We start from the raw sequence: 19,505 nt of genomic DNA on the forward strand, positions 1-19,505 counted from the left end.
GTCATTTCTGTAGCGACCACTAGGAAAATGAGAAGGGGGCGCCGCCATGGGCGTGCTCACGGGTAGGACGGCTCTCGTCACGGGGGCGAGCAGGGGCATCGGGCGAGGCATCGCCGAGCGGCTCGGGCGCGACGGCGCGCGGGTCGGGGTGCACTACGGCAGGAACGAGACGGCGGCGAAGGAGACGATCGCGGCGATCGAGGCGGCGGGCGGCTCGGCGTTCGCGGTGGGCGTGGAGCTCGGAGTACCGGGCGACGCCGAGGCCCTGTGGGAGGAGTTCGACCGGCACGCGGACGGGCTCGACATCCTGGTGAACAACGCGGGGATCGGGAACACGCGACCGATCGGGGAACTGGAGGAGCGGGAGTTCGACCAGGTCTTCGCGGTCAATGTGAAGGCGCCGTTCTTCATCCTCCAGCACGGCATGACGCGACTGCGGGACGGCGGGCGGGTCGTCAACATCTCGTCGGGGCTGGCCCGCACGGCGGTGATGCCGGACAACATGGCGTACGCGATGACGAAGGGCGCCCTGGACGTCTTCTCACGGGACCTGTCCAAGGTGCTGGGCCCTCGGGGCATCACCGTGAACTCGGTGGCGCCCGGGATCATCGACACGGACAACACGGCCGCGCTGCTGCACGGAAGTCCCGACGGCTGGGCGAAGGCCGCAGCGATATCGGCACTGGGCGGAGTGGGCGAGTCCGCCGACGTCGCCGACGTGGTGGCGTTCCTGGCCTCGGACGGGGGCCGGTGGGTGACGGGGAGCTGGGTGGATGTGACGGGGGGTTCGCTTACGTAGGCGTCGCCGGTATCCCTCGACGATGCGGGGGGGCGGACGGCCGGCGCCGCGACGAGGTCGGGCTCACGCGCCGATAGGGCCTGGACCGGACTCACCCACAACGGTTGCCTGAGTCAGCCTCACCCGACGGCGATCAGACCGAGAGCACTCCCCCGGCGCCCGCGATCCCCCACCGTTCAGCGCGTCTCCGTCACCTTCGCCAGCGCGCGCGGCGCGTCCGGGTCCTGGCCCCGGGCGATGGTGACCTCGTAGGCGAGGAGTTGGAGGGGGATGATCTCCAGGACGGGCTGGACCTCTTCGGCCACGCCGTCCGTGGGCAGGACGAAGCCGGCCGTCGCCTGCTCGACCTGATGCCTGGGGCCGATGACGACCAGGTCGGCGCCCCGGCCGCGCAAGCGGTCGAGGACGGGCTGGAGCGCTTCGCCGCCCCTGCCGTCGGTGACCACGGCGATGACCGGAGAGACGTTGTCGACCATCGCGAGCGGGCCGTGCAGCAGATCGGCGCCGGAGTAGGAGAGGGCGGGGATGTAGCTGGTCTCCATCAACTTGAGGGCGGCCTCCTTGGCCGTGGGGTAGCCGTAGCCGCGCGAGGTGATCACCATGCGCTCGGCGAAGCGGTAGCGGGCGGCGAGGGTGCGCACCTCGTCCTGCCGGGCGAGCAGTTGCCCGGCGAGGTCCGGCAGGGCGTGCGCGGCCCCGCCGTCACCGCCGCGCAGTCCCTCGACGAACAGGTAGAGCGCGAGAAGGGAGGCGGTGTAGGTCTTGGTCGCGGGGAGCGCCTTCTCCGGTCCGGCCATGATGTCGATGTGGTACTCGGAGACGCCGGCGAGCGGTGAGTCGGGGTTGTTGGTGACGGCCAGGGTGATCGCGCCGGCCTCGCGGGCGGCCCGGGTCGAGGCGACCAGGTCCGGGGAGCCGCCGGACTGGCTGACGGTGACGACGAGGACGTCCGTGAGGTCGGGTCGGGCGCCGTAGGCCGTGGTGGTGGACATCGAGGTGAGTCCGCAGGGCAGGCCGAGGCGGATCTCCAGCAGGTACTTGGCGTAGAGGGCGGCGTTGTCGGACGTGCCGCGGGCCGTCAGCAGGACGAAGCGGGGTGCACGGGCGGCGATCTGCCGCGCCACGTCCCGAACGGCAGGGGCGCCGTCGGCCAGGATCCGGCGCAGGACGGCGGGCTGCTCCGCCATCTCCCGGGCCATGGTCCGGCCCGGGAGGTCGCTGAAGGGGTCCGGGGTGACGGCGGCAGTCATGTCAGGTTCCTTCCGTGGGCACGGGGCGCGGGGCGCGGGCGGCTGCAACTCCCATTCCACTCCCCCCGGGCCCGAGAACGCCCCCGCGAGACCGGCACTGTTCACCTGGTCGAGGCCTGGTCGGCACAGTCGTGCCGCCTGCTCGGGAGCGAGGGCCCGCACCCTGGGAGCGGGGGCCCCGCTCTGTTAGATTGGTCTAAACCACATGACCCCTCGTGGGTCCAGTCCCAGTCGAGCATTCCACTCAGATCGGCAGGCCCAGCGTGGAAGTTGTCATCGTTCCGGACGCCAAGGCGGGCGGCGAGCTCATCGCCGAGGCCATGGCCCAGTTGCTCCGGCGCAAGCCCGACGCGCTGCTCGGCGTGGCCACGGGCTCGACACCACTGCCCGTGTACGAGGCGCTGGCGGCCAAGGCGCTGTCCGGTGCCGTGGACGTCGCGGGGGCGCGGATCGCGCAGCTCGACGAGTACGTGGGGCTGCCCGCCGACCATCCGGAGTCGTACCGATCGGTGCTGCGGCGTGAGGTGCTGGAGCCGCTCGGGATCGGGATGGAGCAGTTCACGGGACCGGACGGTGCGTCCGAGGATGTGCAGGCCGCGTGCGAGGCGTACGACAAGGCGCTGTCGGACGCCGGGGGTGTGGACCTTCAGTTGCTCGGGATCGGGACCGACGGGCACATAGGGTTCAACGAGCCGTGCTCGTCGCTGGCGTCGCGGACCCGGATCAAGACGCTGACCGAGCAGACCCGGATAGACAACGCGCGGTTCTTCGACGGCGACATCGACCAGGTGCCGCATCACGTGATCACACAGGGCATCGGCACCATCCTGGAGGCGCGGCATCTGGTGCTGCTCGCCACCGGCGAGGGCAAGGCGGACGCGGTCGCGGCGACGGTGGAAGGGCCGGTCGCCGCGGTGTGCCCCGCGTCCGCGCTCCAGCTCCACCCGCACGCGACCGTCGTCGTGGACGAGGCCGCCGCGTCGAAGCTGAAGCTCGCGGACTACTTCCGGCACACGTACGTCAACAAGCCGGAGTGGCAGGGGATATAGGGCCTGCCCTTCCGAGTCCCTGCCGCCAGAGCCCCGGCCGCTGGAGCCCGGTTGCTGGAGTCCCGGTCGCCGGAGACCCTGCCCTTCCCTTCGGATCACCCCGCAGACGCGAGGTCCCCGGCCTCCACTGCGTCATCCTCGGCCGGCTCGTCCTGGGCGCGCAGGCCGGCCACCCACAGCGGCATCACCCAGTGGACGACGAGGACGGCGATGAGCAGGGGCGCGGCGTAGGCCTTCGGGGCGTCGCCGGCGACGCCGCCCGTGGTCAGCAGGGCAGTCGCCGCCGCGGCCAGGAGCAGGGTCGTCATGCGGTGGGCGCGGGCCAGGACGCGGCTGCGTTCCGCCGACTGCCTCTCGTCCAGGACGTGCTCGCGCAGCTCCAGCAGCCCCCTGGTGGCGCCGTTGATGACGCCGGTCGCGACCATCCAGGGAAGCAGCAGGACGGCCATGGCGGCGACGGGCCACAGCGGCTCGCCCTGGGCGAGGAAGAGGTGGGTCATCAGTCCGCCGAGGGCCACGGTGAGGGTGATGTGCGCGGCGACGGCCAGACGTCGGCGGGTCGCCGTGGCGTACCAGGCCTGGCCCCGGCGGTCGTTCATCAGCCGCAGCATGCTGCGGTCGTAGCGGGTCAGGCGTGTCGTCGTCATGGCTGGTTCCTCCCGTAGACCTCGTCCGTGAGCGGGCGGAACGGTTCGAGGGAGAACACGGCCTCGACCGGCAGGCCGAAGAACTTCGAGATCTTCAGCGCCAGGTCGAGGCTCGGGTTGTACTGCCCCCGCTCGATGTAGCCGATGGTCTGGTAGTGGGCTCCCACTGCCTCGGCCAGGCTCTGGCGCGACACCTTCCGTTCGGCACGCACCATGGCCAACCTGTTGTGCACCTGCTCGCTCATGTATAAGAAGTACTACATTCGGAGGTATCCCTACAACCCCCTGATGCCTACACCCGCCGGATGCCTACAACCCCGTGATCCCGGCCAGCCCCGTGATCACCTCGGCTGCCGCCCGGCCGCAGACGCGGGCCGCGCCATGGGTGGCGATGTGCAGGGCGCCGCGCGGGGCGGCCTGGGGGACGCCCATCTCGACCACGACGGTGTCGGGGCGGGCCGCAAGGAGGGTGTCCAGGGCCGAGGCCATCCAGGGGTGGCGGTGTTCGTCCCGGACGACGGCGACAATCCGGCGCGGACCGGCCGCTTGAAGTGCCGCCCGTCCGGCGCTCGCCCCGCTCTCGCCGTCTGGGCCCTCGCCGGTCTTGTCGGGCTCGGCGGAGAAGCTGCCGGTCACGGTGCCCGGCAGGAGGTGGATGAGTTCCGCGGCGACGCCCCAGGGGGTCTCGTCGCCGACCGCGATGTTGGCGACGGGGGTGAGGGCGGCGACGTAGGGGGGTTCGGTGAGGGGCTTGAAGCTCTCCGGGCCCTCCAGGCCCGGGGCGACGGTCACCGTGAGGGCGCGGCGGGCGGCCCGCAGGCCGATGTCGTCGCCGGGTGTCGTACCCGGCTCGGGTGAGCGGCCGGCCGTGCCCGCCCAGCGGGCCAGTGCGCGCACCCGGTCGGCGGCGTCGGCGAGGCGTTCCTCCGGGAGTTCGCCCGCGCGGACCGCGGCGACCAGGGCGTCGCGCAGGCGCAGTACGGTCGCGTCGTCGGCCAGGCCGCCGCCCACGCAGATCGCGTCGGCTCCGGCGGCGACGGCGAGGACGCTGCCGCGTTCGATGCCGTAGGTGCCGGCGATGGCCCGCATCTCCATGCCGTCGGTGACGATGAGGCCGTCGTAGCCGAGTTCGCCGCGCAGGAGGCCGGTCAGGATGCGCCGGGAGAGGGTGGCCGGGTGGTCGGGGTCCAGGGCCGGGACCAGGATGTGGGCGCTCATCACGGCCCGGGTGCCGGCGGCGACGGCGGCGCGGAACGGGGTGAGTTCGCGGTCGGTGAGGACGTCCGCGGGGACGTCGATGTGCGGAAGGGAGTGGTGGGAGTCGACAGCCGTGTCGCCGTGGCCGGGGAAGTGCTTGGTGCAGGCGGCGACTCCGGCGGACTGGAGGCCGTCGACGTAGGCGGCGGTGTGCCGGGCGGCCAGATCGGTGTCGGCGCCGAAGGAGCGGACGCCGATCACCGGGTTGGACGGGTTGGAGTTCACGTCGGCGGAGGGGGCCCAGTTGAGGTTCACGCCGCAGGCGGCGAGACGGCGGCCCAGTTCGTGGGCGACGGCGCGCGTCAGCTCGACGTCGTCGACCGCGCCGAGGGCGTGGTTGCCCGGGAAGGAGGAGCCGGACCGCACCTCCAGGCGGGTCACGTCACCGCCTTCCTCGTCGATCGCGACCAGGACGTCGTCGCGCTCGGCCCGCAGTTGCGCGGTGAGTGCGCCCAGTTGGCCGGGCGAGGCGATGTTGCGGCCGAACAGGCCGACGGAGGCAAGGCCCTCGCCGAGCCTGCGCAGCAGCCAGTCGGGGGCGGTGGTGCCGGTGAAGCCGGGCTGGAGAACCGTCAGGGCGTCACGCGTGAGCGTGTCGGCACCGCTGGCGAGTGTCGTCATCGGGTGAGGTCATCCCTTCACGGCGCCCGCGGTCAGGCCCGCGGCCATCTTGCGCTGGACGAGGAGGAAAAGGGCGACGATGGGCACGGCCATCATCGTGGCGCCGGCCATCATCGGGGCGTATTCGGTGCCGTGCTTGGTGGTGAAGTTGCCGAGCCAGACGGTCGCGGTCTGGTTCTTCTGGCTGAGCAGCATCAGGGCGTAGAGGTACTCGTTCCAGGCCTGGATGAAGCCGTAGACCGAGGTGGCGACCATGCCGGGGGCCAGGAGCGGGAAGACGACCCGGAGGAAGGCGCCGGTGCGGGAGCAGCCGTCGACCATGGCCGCCTCCTCCAGTTCCTTCGGGATGTTGACGATGAAGCCGCGCAGCGTCCACACCGTGAACGGGAGGACGAAGGTGAGGTACGTGATGATGAGGCCGGTCAGCCGGTCGTACTGGCCCAGGTCGTTGAGCAGCAGGAACACCGGGATGATCATGGCGACCAGCGGGACCATCTGGACCGCCAGGATGCCCACGATCACGACCTTCCGGCCGCGGAAGGCGAACCGGGAGATGGCGAGCGCGGCCAGCAGCCCGACGGCCATGCCGATGACGACGACCGCCAGCGACACCACGAGGCTGCGGCCCACCGGGCCCCAGAAGTCGGCGATGTCCAGCGCCCGGCCGAAGTTGGAGAAGGTGATGCCGGTCGGCAGCAGGCTCGGGTCCGGGTCGATGGCGTCCTTGGCGGGCTTGAACGCCGTGTTGAGCATCCAGTAGAGCGGGAAGCCGGCGACGAGGAAGACCAAGAGGCCGAGGAGGTTCCAGCCGAGCCGCGACTGACCGCGGCCGGCCGGCTGACGGCGGACGGCTGACTTCCGGCGGCCGGCTCCGGCGAGCGTGCTCATTCGACCTCTCCGATCTTCAGCATCTGCCGCATGTAGACGGCGACGACGCCGAGCAGCAGCAGGACGGTGATCAGCGCGATGGCGGAGCCCTGGGCGTAGTCGTTGACGACGAACGCCCGGTCGTAGGAGTAGGTGTTGAGGACCTGGAACTCCGGCTCGGGGTGGCCGTTGCGCATGACGAACACCTGAGGGAAGACGCCCATGTCCCAGATGACCGACAGGGTCGTGAGCATCACGATGATCGGCTTGAGGACGGGGAGGGTGACGTAGCGGAAGACGCCCCAGGAGCCGGCGCCGTCCAGGCGGGCCGCCTCCTCCAGTTCCTTGGGGACCTGGGTGAGACCCGCGCTGAGCGTGATCACCACGAACGGCACGGCTCCCCAGACGACCAGCAGCATGATCACGGCCAAGCCCTGGGGGCCGCTGGCGAACCAGTTGTGGCCGATCATGTCGACGCCGGGCAGCTTGCTGAGCAGCGCGTTGAAGACGCCGTAGTCCGAGTCGAAGAGCCATTTGAAGACCGTGGTCGCCACGATCACGGGCATGCCCCAGCTCGCCACCAGCACGATGTTGATGAGCACCTTCAGCCAGCCGGAGACCCGCTGGAGCAGCAGGGCGAGCGCCATGCCGATCACCATCGTGAAGACGACGGCTCCGGCCGCGAAGACGACGGTGCGCACGACGACGGCCCAGAACTCGCCGTCGCCCAGCACCTTCGCGAAGTTGTCGAACCCGACCGACTCGGCCGGCTGGAAGCCCCACAGCTGGGACTGCCCGAACTTCTGGAAGGACAGGGTGACCAGCCGGGCCAGCGGATAGCCCATGACCAGGGCGAGGATCAGCAGGCAGGGCGCGAGCAGCAGCCAGGGGGCCGTGGCCCCGCCCGACGGCCGCTTCACCCGTGGCAGATCGTCGGCAGGGGGTGGCGGTGCCTGCCGCGGCGGCGGCACCTTGGCGGGGGTGGTGGTGTCTGCGGCACTCATCGCGTGCTCCTCGGCGCTCCCTCAGGTCTGACGGGGCGGGGCTCCGCCCGGTGAACGGCGGCGGGTCTCCGCCAGGTGACGGCGGCGGGGCCCCACCCGGTGAGGGAGCCCCGCCCGCGGGTCACTTCGTGTTGATGACCTTGTCGATCGCGGCGTCCGCGTCCTTGGCGGCGGCCTCGACCGACTTCTTGCCGGTGCCGATGCTCTGCAGCATGGTCTGCAGGATCTGCGCCTTCTCGACCTGGCCCCAGCCGGGGGCCATCGGGACGAACCAGTTGGACTCGGCCGCGGTGGCGGGGACCGCCGTCGCCGGGTCGTTCTTCAGGGTCGCGAGGTCGGTCTTGTTGTTGGGCAGATTGCCCTTGGCCATCAGGCCCTTCTGCCCGGAGGAGCCGGTGTAGGCGTTGATCCACTCGGCGGCGAGGTCCTGCGCGTCGGACTTCACCGGCACGGCGAGGTCGGAGCCGCCCAGGAAGACGGGCATGTTCTTGCCGGACGGGCCGGGCATCACGAAGTTCTCGAGTTTGCCCTTGAGCTTGCCGGTCTTGTCGTTCTTGGGGTCCTCGGCGGTCGCGCCCTCCCAGGCGGCGGCGAAGATCATGGCGGACTTGCCCTGGCCGTAGACGATGTAGCGGTCGGACTCGTCCTTGGTCTTGTCGCCGTGCATGTAGGAGTCGACGACCTTCTTGAACTCGCCCAGGCCCTTGAGGGACTCGGGCGAGGAGAGCGAGGCCTTCCACTGGCCGCCCGACTCGGTGGCGATGGCGCCGCCGGCGTCGTAGACGAAGGACATGGCCGCGTACCAGTCGCGGGTCGGCTGGTACCAGGCGTTGAACTTGCCGCCCTCCTTCTTCTGGATCTTGTCCAGGGCGGCGGTCAGCTCCTTGTAGGTCTTCGGGGGCGTCTTCACCCCGACCGAAGCCGCGATGTCCCCCCGCCAGTTGGCGACGCGGCCGCCGGCGTAGTACGGGACGCCGTAGGTCTTGTCCTCGTAGGTGACCGAGGCCTTGAGGCCGTCCAGCCAGGCGTCGGAGTTGTCGAACTTCGCCGGGTCCAGGGGAGCGAAGGCGCCCTTGACCATGTAGCCGAGCATCTCGGTGTTGCCCATCTCGACCACGTCGGGGGCCTTGTCGGTGGCGAGGACGGCGTCGAGCTTGGCGTTCTTGTCGGGCCAGCCGTAGTACTCGTGGTTGATCTTGAGGCCGGGGTGCTTCTTCTTGACGGCCGCGTCGGCGGCCTTCACCAGCTGCGGCCAGTTGTTCTGGGCGTCGACGGTGAGCCAGACCGTCAGCTCCTTGGCGTCCGCGCCGCCCTTGTCCGAACCACCGCCCCCGCCCCCGCACGCCGCGATGGAGACCATCATGCCCGCGATACCGATCGCGGATATCAGCTTGCGCTTCACGCCACCCTCCTCAGCTGGACCATTGGTGTAGACCAGTAGGGAGGAGCTTGGCCTGGACCACGGGACCTGTCAAGAGGCCCGATAAGGCTCTGACCAGCCGTTATGCGACCTACATATGCAGGGACCTTTAAGTAATAAGCCAGCGAAATACCGGCTGTACACGCCATACTTCAGGTAGACCACTGGACGTGGTGGACTAGACCAAAATCGGCGCCGACGGTATACAAGTGGGATCGTTCGGCGGACCGAGCCGGGAAGGCGGAGCATGAGCACCGACGTCAGCAGTGCGGAGAACGAGAACGGGGCACCCGTCCGTACCGCACGCGTGCCCAAGTACTACCGCCTGAAGAAGCACCTGCTCGACATGACGGACACGCAGGCGCCCGGCACACCGGTCCCGCCCGAGCGCACGCTGGCGGCGGAGTTCGACACCTCGCGCACCACCGTGCGCCAGGCCCTTCAGGAACTGGTCGTCGAGGGCCGGCTGGAGCGCATCCAGGGCAAGGGCACGTTCGTCGCCAAGCCGAAGGTCTCCCAGGCGCTGCAACTGACCTCGTACACCGAGGACATGCGCGCCCAGGGCCTGGAGCCCACCTCGCAGCTCCTGGACATCGGCTACATCACCGCCGACGACCGCCTCGCCGGCCTGCTCGACATCGCGCCCGGCGGACGCGTGCTGCGCATCGAGCGGCTGCGCATGGCCAACGGCGAGCCGATGGCCATCGAGACCACCCACCTGTCCGCCAAGCGCTTCCCCGCGCTGCGGCGGTCACTGGTGAAGTACACGTCCCTGTACACCGCGCTCGCCGAGGTCTACGACGTCCATCTCGCGGAGGCCGAGGAGACCATCGAGACCTCGCTGGCCACCCCGCGCGAGGCCGGCCTGCTCGGCACGGACGTCGGCCTGCCGATGCTGATGCTGTCCCGGCACTCGCTGGACCGGGAGGGACAGCCGGTGGAGTGGGTGCGGTCGGTGTACCGGGGGGACCGGTACAAGTTCGTGGCCCGGCTGAAGCGGCCCGTCGAGTAGCGCACGCCACGCGGACCGCTGGTGGGCCCCGGTTTCTATTGGGTACCGCATTGCGGACGAGGGGTTCCGTTCCCGCCACACCCTGACCTAGATTGCCTGCGCATTACACAGGTGATCACTGAGGGGACGGAGTCGCTTGATGTCGCAAGCCCCAGAAGCCAGCAGAGGGCCGGTGGTGACGCCGATGCGTGTCGTCATCGCCCTGTGCCTCATAGCGCCGTTCGTGGCCATGCTGTGGGTCGGCTCGTACGCCAAGACCGACCCGGCCTTCATCGGGATCCCGTTCTTCTACTGGTACCAGATGGCGTGGGTGCTCATCTCCACCGCGCTGACGATGACCGCCTACAAGCTGTGGCAGCGTGACCAGCGCGCCCGTAAGGAAGGTGCGCGGTGAAGGACGGCGTGAACGGCGTCGCGCTCGCCGTCTTCATCTTCTTCTTCCTGCTCGTCACGGTCATGGGCTTCCTGGCCTCGCGCTGGCGCAAGGCCGAGAACGAGAACAGCCTCGACGAGTGGGGCCTGGGCGGCCGGTCGTTCGGCACCTGGGTCACCTGGTTCCTGCTCGGCGGCGACCTGTACACGGCCTACACCTTCGTGGCCGTTCCGGCGGCGATCTACGCGGCGGGCGCGGCCGGCTTCTTCGCGGTGCCGTACACGATCCTGGTCTATCCGCTGATCTTCACCTTCCTCCCCCGTCTGTGGTCGGTGTCCCACAAGCACGGGTATGTGACGACGTCCGACTTCGTGCGCGGCCGCTTCGGCTCCAAGGGCCTGTCGCTGGCCGTGGCCGTCACCGGCATCCTCGCGACCATGCCGTACATCGCGCTCCAGCTCGTCGGCATCCAGGCCGTGCTGGACGTGATGGGCGTCGGGGGCGGCGAGGACACCAACTGGTTCATCAAGGACCTGCCGCTGCTGATCGCGTTCGGTGTGCTGGCCGCCTACACGTACTCGTCGGGCCTGCGGGCCCCGGCGCTGATCGCCTTCGTCAAGGACACCCTGATCTACATCGTCATCGCGGTGGCGATCATCTACATCCCGATCAAGCTGGGCGGCTTCGACGAGATCTTCGCCAAGGCGGGCGACGCGTACAGCCAGACCAACCCGGCGACGGGTGCGGCGCGCGGTGCGCTGGTGCCGCCGGAGGCGGGGCAGTGGACGTACGCCACGCTGGCGCTCGGCTCGGCGCTCGCGCTGTTCATGTACCCGCACTCGATCACGGCGACGCTGTCCTCGCGCAGCCGTGAGGTGATCCGCCGCAACACCACGATCCTGCCCCTGTACTCGCTGATGCTGGGCCTGCTCGCGCTGCTCGGCTTCATGGCGATCGCGGCCGGCATCAAGGTGCAGAACGGGCAGCTGGCGATCCCGCAGCTGTTCGAGACGATGTTCCCGGACTGGTTCGCGGGCGTGGCCTTCGCGGCGATCGGCATCGGAGCGCTCGTGCCGGCGGCCATCATGTCCATCGCGGCCGCGAACCTCTTCACCCGCAACATCTACAAGGACTTCATCAAGCCGGACGCCACACCGGCGCAGGAGACCAAGGTCTCCAAGCTGGTCTCCCTGCTGGTGAAGGTGGGCGCGCTGGCCTTCGTCCTCACCATGGACAAGACCGTCGCCATCAACTTCCAGCTGCTCGGCGGCATCTGGATCCTGCAGACCTTCCCGGCCCTGGTCGGCGGCCTGTTCACCCGCTGGTTCCACCGCTGGGCGCTGCTCGCGGGCTGGGCGGTCGGCATGATCTACGGCACAGCCGCCGCGTACGGGGTCGCCTCGCCGACCCAGAAGCACTTCGGCGGCTCCTCGAAGGAGATCCCCGGCATCGGTGAGATCGGCTACATCGGCCTCACGGCGTTCGTCCTGAACGTGGTGGTGACGGTGGTCCTCACCTTCGTCCTGAAGGCCCTCAAGGCCCCCGACGGCATCGACGAGACCAAGCCGGAGGACTACACGGCCGACGCGGGCGACCCGGGCGTCCAGGTGGAACTCCCGCCCGCCACCGCCGGCAGCGCCCACTAGGGGCGCGGGGAACAGCGCGAACAACCGCACACAGCCCGCAGCGGGCCGCCGTGAGAAGGATTCACGGCGGCCCGCTGTCACGTGAAGTTGACGCTCTGACACCAATGCGACACAACATCTGGGGGTGCCACCCGAACCCAGCACAAGATGTATGCTCGTGCTCGCTGTCGCCGCAGGGGAATCCGGTGCGAATCCGGAACTGTCCCGCAACGGTGTACTTATGCGTATCCGCCCCCAAGGCGGGGCGCACAGGCTTCAGTCCGAGGACCTGCCGACAGCGCGCCCGGCCGTCCGGCCGGGGTGCCCTGACGTCCGGGCCTCGTGGAATGGGCCGGTGGACGCGACGCCGTGTGCGCTCGTGTGCTGCCCCCTGCCCTGCGCGAGGCCCCTTGCCGAGCGAGGGAGAGCCCCACGTGACCATCGCGCCAGCCGAACCGGTCTCAGCTGCCGAAGAAGAGCACGACGGTCCCGGTGCCGCGCTGCTGCGGACCCTGACCGAGCTGACCGCCGACCTCCCCGACGCCGACCCCGGCCGGGTCGCCGCCGCCGCGTTGCGGGGCCGGTCCGCGCGGGCGGACGAGGCGGAGCTGCGCGAGCTCGCGACGGAGTCGGCCGCCGGCCTCATCTCCGAGGACCCCGCCTACTCCCGGCTGGCCGCCCGTCTGCTGACGATCGGCATCCGTGAAGAGGCCGCCTCGCAGGGTGTCACGTCCTTCACCGAGTCCGTCGCGGTCGGCCACCGCGAGGGTCTGATCGCCGACCGGACCGCCGAGTTCGTGCTCCTGCACGCCGCCCGGCTCGACGCGCTGATCGACCGGGCCGCCGACGACCGCTTCGGCTACTTCGGCCTGCGGACGCTGCACAGCCGCTACCTGCTGCGCCACCCGATCACCCGCAAGGTCGTCGAGACGCCCCAGCACTTCATGCTGCGCGTCGCCGCCGGTCTCGCCGAGGACGACACGGCACAGTCCGTCGACGAGGTCGCCGCGCTCTACGGGCTCATGAGCCGCCTGGACTACCTCCCCTCCTCGCCCACCCTCTTCAACTCCGGCACCCGGCACCCCCAGATGTCGTCCTGCTACCTCCTGGACTCCCCCAAGGACGAGCTGGACTCGATCTACGACCGGTACCACCAGGTGGCGCGGCTGTCGAAGCACGCGGGCGGCATCGGGCTGTCGTACTCCCGTATCCGTTCCCGCGGTTCGCTGATCCGCGGCACCAACGGCCACTCCAACGGCATCGTCCCGTTCCTGAAGACCCTCGACGCCTCGGTCGCCGCCGTGAACCAGGGCGGCCGCCGCAAGGGCGCCGCCGCGGTGTACCTGGAGACCTGGCACTCCGACATCGAGGAGTTCCTGGAGCTGCGCGACAACACCGGCGAGGACGCCCGCCGTACGCACAATCTGAACCTCGCGCACTGGGTGCCGGACGAGTTCATGCGGCGGGTCAACGCCGACGGGCAGTGGTCGCTGTTCTCCCCCTCGGACGTGCCCGAGCTGGTCGACCTGTTCGGCGAGGAGTTCGACGCCGCGTACCGGGCGGCCGAGGCGAAGGGCCTGGCGAAGAAGACCCTGCCGGCCCGTGAGCTGTACGGCCGCATGATGCGCGCCCTCGCGCAGACCGGCAACGGCTGGATGACCTTCAAGGACGCCGCCAACCGCACCGCCAACCAGACGGCCGAGCCGGGCCACGTCGTCCACTCCTCCAATCTCTGCACGGAGATCCTGGAGGTCACCGACGACGGGGAGACGGCGGTCTGCAACCTGGGCTCGGTCAACCTCGGCGCCTTCGTCGACCTGGCCCGCAGGGACATCGACTGGGAGCGGCTGGACGAGACCGTCCGCACGGCCGTGACCTTCCTCGACCGTGTCGTGGACATCAACTTCTACCCGACCGAGCAGGCGGGCCGCTCCAACGCCCGCTGGCGTCCGGTCGGCCTCGGGGCCATGGGCCTGCAGGACGTCTTCTTCAAGCTGCGCCTGCCCTTCGACTCGCCCGAGGCGAAGGCGCTGTCCACCCGTATCGCCGAGCGCATCATGCTCGCCTCCTACGAGGCCTCCGCCGACCTGGCCGAGCGCAACGGCCCGCTGCCGGCCTGGGAGAAGACCCGTACGGCCCGGGGTGTGCTGCACCCCGATCACTACGACGTGGAGCTGACCTGGCCCGAGCGCTGGGCGGCCCTGCGCGAGCGCATCGCCGCGACCGGTATGCGCAACTCCCTGCTCCTCGCCATCGCGCCCACGGCCACGATCGCCTCCATCGCGGGCGTGTACGAGTGCATCGAGCCGCAGGTGTCCAACCTGTTCAAGCGTGAGACGCTGTCGGGCGAGTTCCTCCAGGTCAACTCCTACCTGGTGGACGAGCTGAAGCGGCTCGGCGTGTGGGACGCCCGCAGCCGGGAGGCGCTGCGCGAGGCCAACGGCTCGGTGCAGGAGTTCGCCTGGATCCCCGCGGACGTACGGGCGCTCTACCGCACGGCGTGGGAGGTTCCGCAGCGCGGCCTGATCGACATGGCGGCCGCCAGGACACCGTTCCTGGACCAGTCCCAGTCGCTGAACCTCTTCTTGGAGACGCCGACCATCGGCAAGCTCTCCTCGATGTACGCGTACGCCTGGAAGGCCGGGCTGAAGACGACGTACTACCTGCGCTCGCGCCCGGCGACCCGCATCGCCCGCGCCGCGCAGGGCCAGGCACAGCCTGAGAAGACCATCCCCGTCCAGCAGACGGCCGACCCCGACGCGGTCGCCTGCTCCCTGGAAAACCCCGAGTCCTGCGAGGCCTGCCAGTAATGACCACCCAGAACCTTCTCGACCCCGGCTTCGAGCTCACCCTGCGTCCCATGCGCTACCCGGACTTCTACGAGCGCTACCGGGACGCCATCAAGAACACCTGGACCGTGGAAGAGGTCGACCTCCACTCGGACGTCGCCGACCTCGCCAAGCTGTCCCCGATGGAGCAGCACCTGATCGGCCGGCTGGTCGCCTTCTTCGCGACGGGCGACTCGATCGTCGCGAACAACCTGGTGCTGACGCTGTACAAGCACATCAACTCCCCCGAGGCGCGGCTGTACCTGTCCCGCCAGCTCTTCGAGGAGGCCGTGCACGTCCAGTTCTATCTGACGCTGCTCGACACCTACCTCCCCGACCCGGAGGACCGTGCCGCGGCGTTCGACGCCGTGGAGAACATCCCCTCCATCCGCGAGAAGGCCGGGTTCTGCTTCAAGTGGATGGACTCGGTGGAGAAGCTGGACCGGCTGGAGACCCAGTCCGACCGCCGCCGCTTCCTGCTGAACCTGATCTGCTTCGCCGCGTGCATCGAGGGCCTGTTCTTCTACGGCGCCTTCGCCTACGTCTACTGGTTCCGCAGCCGTGGTCTGCTGCACGGCCTGGCCACCGGCACCAACTGGGTGTTCCGGGACGAGACGATGCACATGTCCTTCGCCTTCGACGTGGTCGACACCGTCCGCAAGGAGGAGCCGGAGCTCTTCGACGACCAGCTCGAGCAGCAGGTCACGGACATGCTGCGGGAGGCCGTCGAGGCCGAGCTGCAGTTCGCGCGCGACCTGTGCGGTGACGGCCTCCCGGGCATGAACACCGAGTCGATGCGGCAGTACCTGGAGTGCGTCGCCGACCAGCGGCTCACCCGGCTCGGCTTCGCTCCGGTGTACGGCTCCGAGAACCCCTTCTCCTTCATGGAGCTCCAGGGTGTTCAGGAGCTGACCAACTTCTTCGAGCGGCGCCCCTCGGCGTACCAGGTTGCGGTGGAGGGCACCGTCGACCTGGACGAGGACTTCTGAGCCGGTTCGCTCTCCCTGGCCTCCTGGGCCTCCCTGATCTGACGGTCGACGCGCTTGTCGCGCACGAGGCCGATCACTGACGGGAGGACCAGGAGGACCAGCGTCCCGAGTACGAAGATCATTGCGATGAGTGTCTGTGCCTGGTTCGTTTCCATGGACACCACTGTCGCGCCGATGACTCCTTACCGTCAGTGGCAGTACTGCCGTAGACCCTCGAATTACTGCCACCGGCGAGGCACACTGGAGACATGCTCCAGAATGTGGCCGTCGTCCTGCTCGACGGCGTGAACCCCTTCGAACTGGGTGTGGTGTGCGAGGTCTTCGGCACCGACCGCAGCGACGACGGCCTGCCGGTCTACGATTTCGCGGTCGCCTCGGCCGAGGGCCCGGTCCTGCGCATGAACTCCGGCTTCTCGCTGCACGCCGAGCACGGGCTGCAGCGGCTGGAGACGGCCGATCTCATCGCGGTGCCGGCGGGGCAGAGCTACGCGACCCGTGAGTTCCCGCCGGAGCTGCTGGACGCCCTGCGCCGCGCGGTGGACCGCGGCTCGCGCGTGCTCAGCGTCTGCTCCGGCGTCTTCGTGCTGGCCGCGGCCGGGCTGCTGGACGACCGTCGCTGTGCCGTGCACTGGAAGCACGCGCGGGACCTCGCCCGGCGGTATCCCCGGGTGGCCGTGGAGCCGGACGTGCTCTACGTCGACGAGGACCCGGTGATCACCTCCGCCGGCACGGCCGCGGGGATCGACGCCTGTCTGCACCTGGTGCGCAAGGAGCAGGGCTCGGAGGTCGCCAACAAGATCGCCCGGCGGATGGTGGTGCCGCCGCACCGCGACGGGGGCCAGGCCCAGTACATCGAGCGTCCGCTGCCGATCTCCGAGGCCGACGCGATCGGCGAGGTGCTGGCGTGGATGGAGCGGCATCTCGACGAGGAGGTCACCGTCGAGCAGCTCGCCGTCCGCGCCCATATGTCGCCGCGCACCTTCGCCCGCCGCTTCCAGCAGGAGACGGGGACGACTCCCTACCGCTGGGTCCTGCGCCAGCGAGTGCTGCTGGCCCAGCGGCTGCTGGAGGCGACGGACGAGACGATGGACGCGATCGCCGGCCGAACGGGGTTCGGCAACGCGGCCACGCTGCGCCACCACTTCGTCCGGGCGGTGGGCACCACGCCGAACGCGTACCGGCGCACGTTCAGGGGCCCCGAAGCGGCCTGACGATCACCGGCCCGTCACCTCGGCACCGGCCGCAGCCGCAGATCGTGCGGCCGGAGCGTGATGCCGACGCGGGTGGCGTCGTTCGAACCGGCCACCTGCTCGAAGCGGTACCCGGCGGCCAGCGCCGCCGTGATCAGCGTCAGCTGGGCCATCGAGAAGTGGTCGCTCGGGCACTTGCGGTTGCCCGTGCTGAACGGGCTCATGGCGTGCTTCGGGATGTCCTTGACCCGGTCGGGCAGCCACCGGTCGGGGTCGAACTCGAGGTTCCGGTCGTACGACTTCGCATCGCGCTGGATGGCGTACGGGCTGTAGACGATGTCCGCCCCGGCCGGAATCCGGTATCCGCCGAGTTCCGTGTCCCGTACCGCCCGGCGCGTCAGAATCCAGACGGCGGGGCGCAAACGCAGGGCCTCGACGACGACATTGTTGGTGTGCCTGAGCCCCCGGACGTCCTCGAATGCCACCGGCCTCCCACCGGTGACGGCTTCTACTTCGTCCCGCACCCGGTCCGCCTGTTCAGGGTGTTCCGCGAGCATATGCAACAGCCACATGATCGTGGAGGCGACGGTTTCGCTGCCGGGGGTGAGGATCGCGACGACCTGATCGTGGATCTCCTGTTCCCCGATGGGGTCGCCATTCTCGTCCTTCGCCTCCAGCAATGCCGTCAGCAAATCGTTCGGCTTTTGACCGGATGCCCGGCGCTCGGCGACGATCTCGTCGACCAGGAGATGCAAATCGGCCAATGCCCGGTTGAATTCGCGGTTGGCCGGGAGCGGCAGGTTGTACAGCGGCCCGAGCGGGACCACCATCCGCCGGTACATCCCGCGGAAGACGGTGGCGAGCGCGACGGACAGCCGCTCCGCCCGCTCGTCCATGTAGTTGCCGCGCAGCAGACAGCGGGCCGCGATGCGCACGGCCACCCGGAACGACTCGGAGGTGCAGTCGATGGTCTCCCCGGCGCTCAGGCGCTCGGTCAGCGCGTGCGCCTCCTCCTCCATGATCGGCCCGTAGCCGGGTATGGCGTCGAGCCGGAAGGCGGGCTGGATGGTGCGTCGCTGGCGCCGGTGCTGCGGCCCGTTCGCGGTGGCCACGCCCTCCTTGCCGAGCAGGCCCTCCAGGGACTCCCAGAGCGGGCCGGCGATGATGAAGTCGTTGCTCAGCGCCAGCGCCCCGGTGAGATCCGGGGTGGTCACGGCGTACACGGTCTTCGGCCCGAGCTTCAGGCGGACCACGTCGCCGTGCTCGCGCAGCCGGGACATGAACGCCAGCGGGTCGCGCACCAGCTTCCAGCCGTGGCCGAGGCCGGGGACACCGCCGCCCGCCCGGGGCGGCTCACGCAGATCCGGAGCCAGGGCTTCGGGTTGCACGGACTCGACGGTCATTTCTCACCTGCCGCTTCGTTGTTGACGTACGGGGGCGTGGACCGGTCGTCCCAGCTGTCGACCATGTACCGGCCGGACTCGTGGTGGAACCAGTAGACGGAACTGAACCAGTTGCGCATATTGCTCAGACAGGCCCGCACGGCGGCGCTCAGTTCCTTTCCCCGCACGGTGCCGTCGGCGAGGTCGTCGGCGAACCGTAATGCTTCCCCTTCGACCTCGATGAATTCCGTGATGCACTTCTCGACACGGTTTCTCAGCTCCACGACCGCCTGTTCCAGAGTCAGCCCCTCATGGGTGATGAGACTGATTCCGAGATTGTGCACCTCATCGCCCGCAATTTCCTTCGGAAGGGAGCAGAGGTCGTTGTACCAGGCGGCGAATTCCTGGCTCAGCAGCGCTGCCCGCCGGTATGCCGGGTGTTTCCGGACGGGGTCGGGTATCTCGCATCCCGCGACCGGCTCCAGTAGATCCGTCCATATCCAGTGAGCGAAGGTGAGCCGGCGCAACCGGAGATATTCGTCGACCGTGGGCACGATTCCATGGGTACGGTTGTGGAACTCCCGGTCGTAGGCGTCGACCACCGCGTGGAAGTGCCGGGCGAACCGGAGGTTCCACGTCCTCGGCAGGAACGCGTACAGCCGGGACACGCTGTCCGCGAACCCGGCGACCAGTGGGTCCTCGTGGTGCAGATGCGCCCCGGGGAAGTCGAGGGCCGTGTGCAGCCGGTCCCGCAGCCGCCGCCAGGCGACCGGACGGCCGTGCACGATGTCGCGGTCGTGCCGGTCGTCCCAGACGAAGAACCAGGCGCTGTAGTCCGCGATCGCCTGGAGGACCTCGTCGGAGGCACCGATGTAGTACCCCGCCATGAGGTCGGTGTAGCAAAGGCCGTCGGCATATTCCTCCACCTTGTCCGCGGGCATGAGCCGCTTTTCGAGCAGCCAGGCCCGGGTCTTCTCCTGGCACTTCGGCCAATACGGGTGGAGTTGCCGATCGAACGCCGCCTCGATCACCGGTAGAGAGAGCGACGGTGGAACTGCGATGGTGGTCGGTGCCGATGTGGTGCCGTCTGGCAAAGCATGCACGAACTAACCCCTCTCAGCCGCCAGTTGGCGCGGGCGCCCCTCCCTTCGTGCCGGGCGTGCGCCGTTGCATACCCCGCTCATCCCATTCA

General features: G+C 69.4%; 17 protein-coding genes and 1 riboswitch. Of the genes, 8 read left to right on the forward strand and 9 right to left on the reverse strand.

Translation table 11 applies throughout. The features are described from left to right. The first annotated feature begins 46 nt into the window (after window positions 1–46). Complete coding sequence (locus KJK29_RS11385; RefSeq protein WP_215118594.1) at window positions 47–799, forward strand: SDR family oxidoreductase; 753 nt, start codon at window positions 47–49, stop codon at window positions 797–799. 176 nt (window positions 800–975) lie between these two features. Here the strand turns inward: KJK29_RS11385 and KJK29_RS11390 are convergent, their stop codons facing one another. Continuing rightward, the gene (locus KJK29_RS11390; protein WP_215118595.1) at window positions 976–2,049 is read right to left on the reverse strand and encodes an SIS domain-containing protein; all 1,074 of its coding nucleotides are present in this window, start codon (window positions 2,047–2,049) and stop codon (window positions 976–978) included. A 263-nt stretch (window positions 2,050–2,312) separates the two neighbouring features. On the opposite strand from KJK29_RS11390, the gene nagB reads away from it, so the two are divergent. Beyond that, on the forward strand, window positions 2,313–3,098 hold the full coding sequence (gene nagB / locus KJK29_RS11395; RefSeq protein WP_215118596.1) for a glucosamine-6-phosphate deaminase: 786 nt from the start codon (window positions 2,313–2,315) through the stop codon (window positions 3,096–3,098). Window positions 3,099–3,193: 95 nt separating this feature from the next. Here nagB and KJK29_RS11400 read toward each other — a convergent pair whose 3' ends face one another. The 6 genes from KJK29_RS11400 to KJK29_RS11425 all read right to left on the reverse strand — a co-directional run bounded on the left by KJK29_RS11400 (window position 3,194) and on the right by KJK29_RS11425 (window position 8,896). Beyond that, window positions 3,194–3,745 (reverse strand): hypothetical protein, encoded by a 552-nt coding sequence (locus KJK29_RS11400; protein ID WP_215118597.1) that lies wholly within the window; start codon window positions 3,743–3,745, stop codon window positions 3,194–3,196. Beyond that, the gene (locus KJK29_RS11405) at window positions 3,742–3,990 is read right to left on the reverse strand and encodes a helix-turn-helix transcriptional regulator (RefSeq protein ID WP_184590604.1); all 249 of its coding nucleotides are present in this window, start codon (window positions 3,988–3,990) and stop codon (window positions 3,742–3,744) included. Before KJK29_RS11405 ends, KJK29_RS11400 begins: the two co-directional genes overlap by 4 nt. A gap of 64 nt (window positions 3,991–4,054) precedes the next feature. Further along, complete coding sequence (locus KJK29_RS11410) at window positions 4,055–5,623, reverse strand: glycoside hydrolase family 3 protein (protein ID WP_215118598.1); 1,569 nt, start codon at window positions 5,621–5,623, stop codon at window positions 4,055–4,057. 9 nt (window positions 5,624–5,632) lie between these two features. Continuing rightward, window positions 5,633–6,511, reverse strand: coding sequence for a carbohydrate ABC transporter permease (locus tag KJK29_RS11415; RefSeq protein ID WP_215118599.1), 879 nt, complete (start codon window positions 6,509–6,511; stop codon window positions 5,633–5,635). Next, entirely contained in the window at window positions 6,508–7,494 is a 987-nt protein-coding gene (locus KJK29_RS11420) for a carbohydrate ABC transporter permease (RefSeq protein ID WP_215118600.1), read from the reverse strand. The genes KJK29_RS11415 and KJK29_RS11420 overlap by 4 nt, the downstream gene beginning before the upstream one ends. Window positions 7,495–7,615: 121 nt before the next feature. Beyond that, complete coding sequence (locus KJK29_RS11425; protein ID WP_215118601.1) at window positions 7,616–8,896, reverse strand: extracellular solute-binding protein; 1,281 nt, start codon at window positions 8,894–8,896, stop codon at window positions 7,616–7,618. Window positions 8,897–9,161: 265 nt separating this feature from the next. Between KJK29_RS11425 and KJK29_RS11430 the strand changes: the two genes are divergently transcribed. From KJK29_RS11430 to KJK29_RS11455, 6 genes are all read left to right on the forward strand, one after another. Next, complete coding sequence (locus KJK29_RS11430) at window positions 9,162–9,926, forward strand: GntR family transcriptional regulator (RefSeq protein WP_215118602.1); 765 nt, start codon at window positions 9,162–9,164, stop codon at window positions 9,924–9,926. A 139-nt stretch (window positions 9,927–10,065) separates the two neighbouring features. After that, on the forward strand, window positions 10,066–10,320 hold the full coding sequence (locus KJK29_RS11435) for a DUF3311 domain-containing protein (RefSeq protein WP_215118603.1): 255 nt from the start codon (window positions 10,066–10,068) through the stop codon (window positions 10,318–10,320). Then, entirely contained in the window at window positions 10,317–11,945 is a 1,629-nt protein-coding gene (gene mctP / locus KJK29_RS11440; RefSeq protein WP_215118604.1) for a monocarboxylate uptake permease MctP, read from the forward strand. Before KJK29_RS11435 ends, mctP begins: the two co-directional genes overlap by 4 nt. Before the next feature lie 151 nt (window positions 11,946–12,096). After that, a riboswitch (cobalamin riboswitch) is annotated at window positions 12,097–12,235 on the forward strand. Window positions 12,236–12,358: 123 nt separating this feature from the next. Next, entirely contained in the window at window positions 12,359–14,734 is a 2,376-nt protein-coding gene (locus KJK29_RS11445; protein ID WP_215118605.1) for a ribonucleoside-diphosphate reductase subunit alpha, read from the forward strand. After that, the gene (locus tag KJK29_RS11450; protein WP_215118606.1) at window positions 14,734–15,741 is read left to right on the forward strand and encodes a ribonucleotide-diphosphate reductase subunit beta; all 1,008 of its coding nucleotides are present in this window, start codon (window positions 14,734–14,736) and stop codon (window positions 15,739–15,741) included. Before KJK29_RS11445 ends, KJK29_RS11450 begins: the two co-directional genes overlap by 1 nt. Window positions 15,742–15,989: 248 nt before the next feature. After that, window positions 15,990–16,952, forward strand: a complete 963-nt coding sequence (locus KJK29_RS11455; protein WP_215118607.1) for a GlxA family transcriptional regulator — start codon at window positions 15,990–15,992, stop codon at window positions 16,950–16,952. A gap of 14 nt (window positions 16,953–16,966) precedes the next feature. Here the strand turns inward: KJK29_RS11455 and KJK29_RS11460 are convergent, their stop codons facing one another. Both KJK29_RS11460 and cyc1 read right to left on the reverse strand, forming a co-directional pair. Next, a complete protein-coding gene (locus KJK29_RS11460; protein WP_215118608.1) occupies window positions 16,967–18,334 on the reverse strand; it encodes a bifunctional albaflavenone monooxygenase/terpene synthase in 1,368 nt (455 codons plus the stop codon). After that, window positions 18,331–19,416, reverse strand: coding sequence for an epi-isozizaene synthase (cyc1, locus tag KJK29_RS11465; RefSeq protein WP_215118609.1), 1,086 nt, complete (start codon window positions 19,414–19,416; stop codon window positions 18,331–18,333). Before cyc1 ends, KJK29_RS11460 begins: the two co-directional genes overlap by 4 nt. Window positions 19,417–19,505: the final 89 nt, after the last annotated feature.

This window comes from Streptomyces koelreuteriae, assembly GCF_018604545.1.
GTDB lineage: Bacteria > Actinomycetota > Actinomycetes > Streptomycetales > Streptomycetaceae > Streptomyces > Streptomyces koelreuteriae.

Coding starts and splice junctions, on each gene's coding strand:
- KJK29_RS11385 (WP_215118594.1), top strand. CDS start 47: ATGGGCGTGCTCACGGGTAGGACGGCTCTCGTCACGGGGGCGAGCAGG.
- KJK29_RS11390 (WP_215118595.1), bottom strand. CDS start 2,049: ATGACTGCCGCCGTCACCCCGGACCCCTTCAGCGACCTCCCGGGCCGG.
- KJK29_RS11400 (WP_215118597.1), bottom strand. CDS start 3,745: ATGACGACGACACGCCTGACCCGCTACGACCGCAGCATGCTGCGGCTG.
- KJK29_RS11405 (WP_184590604.1), bottom strand. CDS start 3,990: ATGAGCGAGCAGGTGCACAACAGGTTGGCCATGGTGCGTGCCGAACGG.
- KJK29_RS11410 (WP_215118598.1), bottom strand. CDS start 5,623: ATGACGACACTCGCCAGCGGTGCCGACACGCTCACGCGTGACGCCCTG.
- KJK29_RS11415 (WP_215118599.1), bottom strand. CDS start 6,511: ATGAGCACGCTCGCCGGAGCCGGCCGCCGGAAGTCAGCCGTCCGCCGT.
- KJK29_RS11420 (WP_215118600.1), bottom strand. CDS start 7,494: ATGAGTGCCGCAGACACCACCACCCCCGCCAAGGTGCCGCCGCCGCGG.
- KJK29_RS11430 (WP_215118602.1), top strand. CDS start 9,162: ATGAGCACCGACGTCAGCAGTGCGGAGAACGAGAACGGGGCACCCGTC.
- KJK29_RS11435 (WP_215118603.1), top strand. CDS start 10,066: ATGTCGCAAGCCCCAGAAGCCAGCAGAGGGCCGGTGGTGACGCCGATG.
- KJK29_RS11450 (WP_215118606.1), top strand. CDS start 14,734: ATGACCACCCAGAACCTTCTCGACCCCGGCTTCGAGCTCACCCTGCGT.
- KJK29_RS11455 (WP_215118607.1), top strand. CDS start 15,990: ATGCTCCAGAATGTGGCCGTCGTCCTGCTCGACGGCGTGAACCCCTTC.
- KJK29_RS11460 (WP_215118608.1), bottom strand. CDS start 18,334: ATGACCGTCGAGTCCGTGCAACCCGAAGCCCTGGCTCCGGATCTGCGT.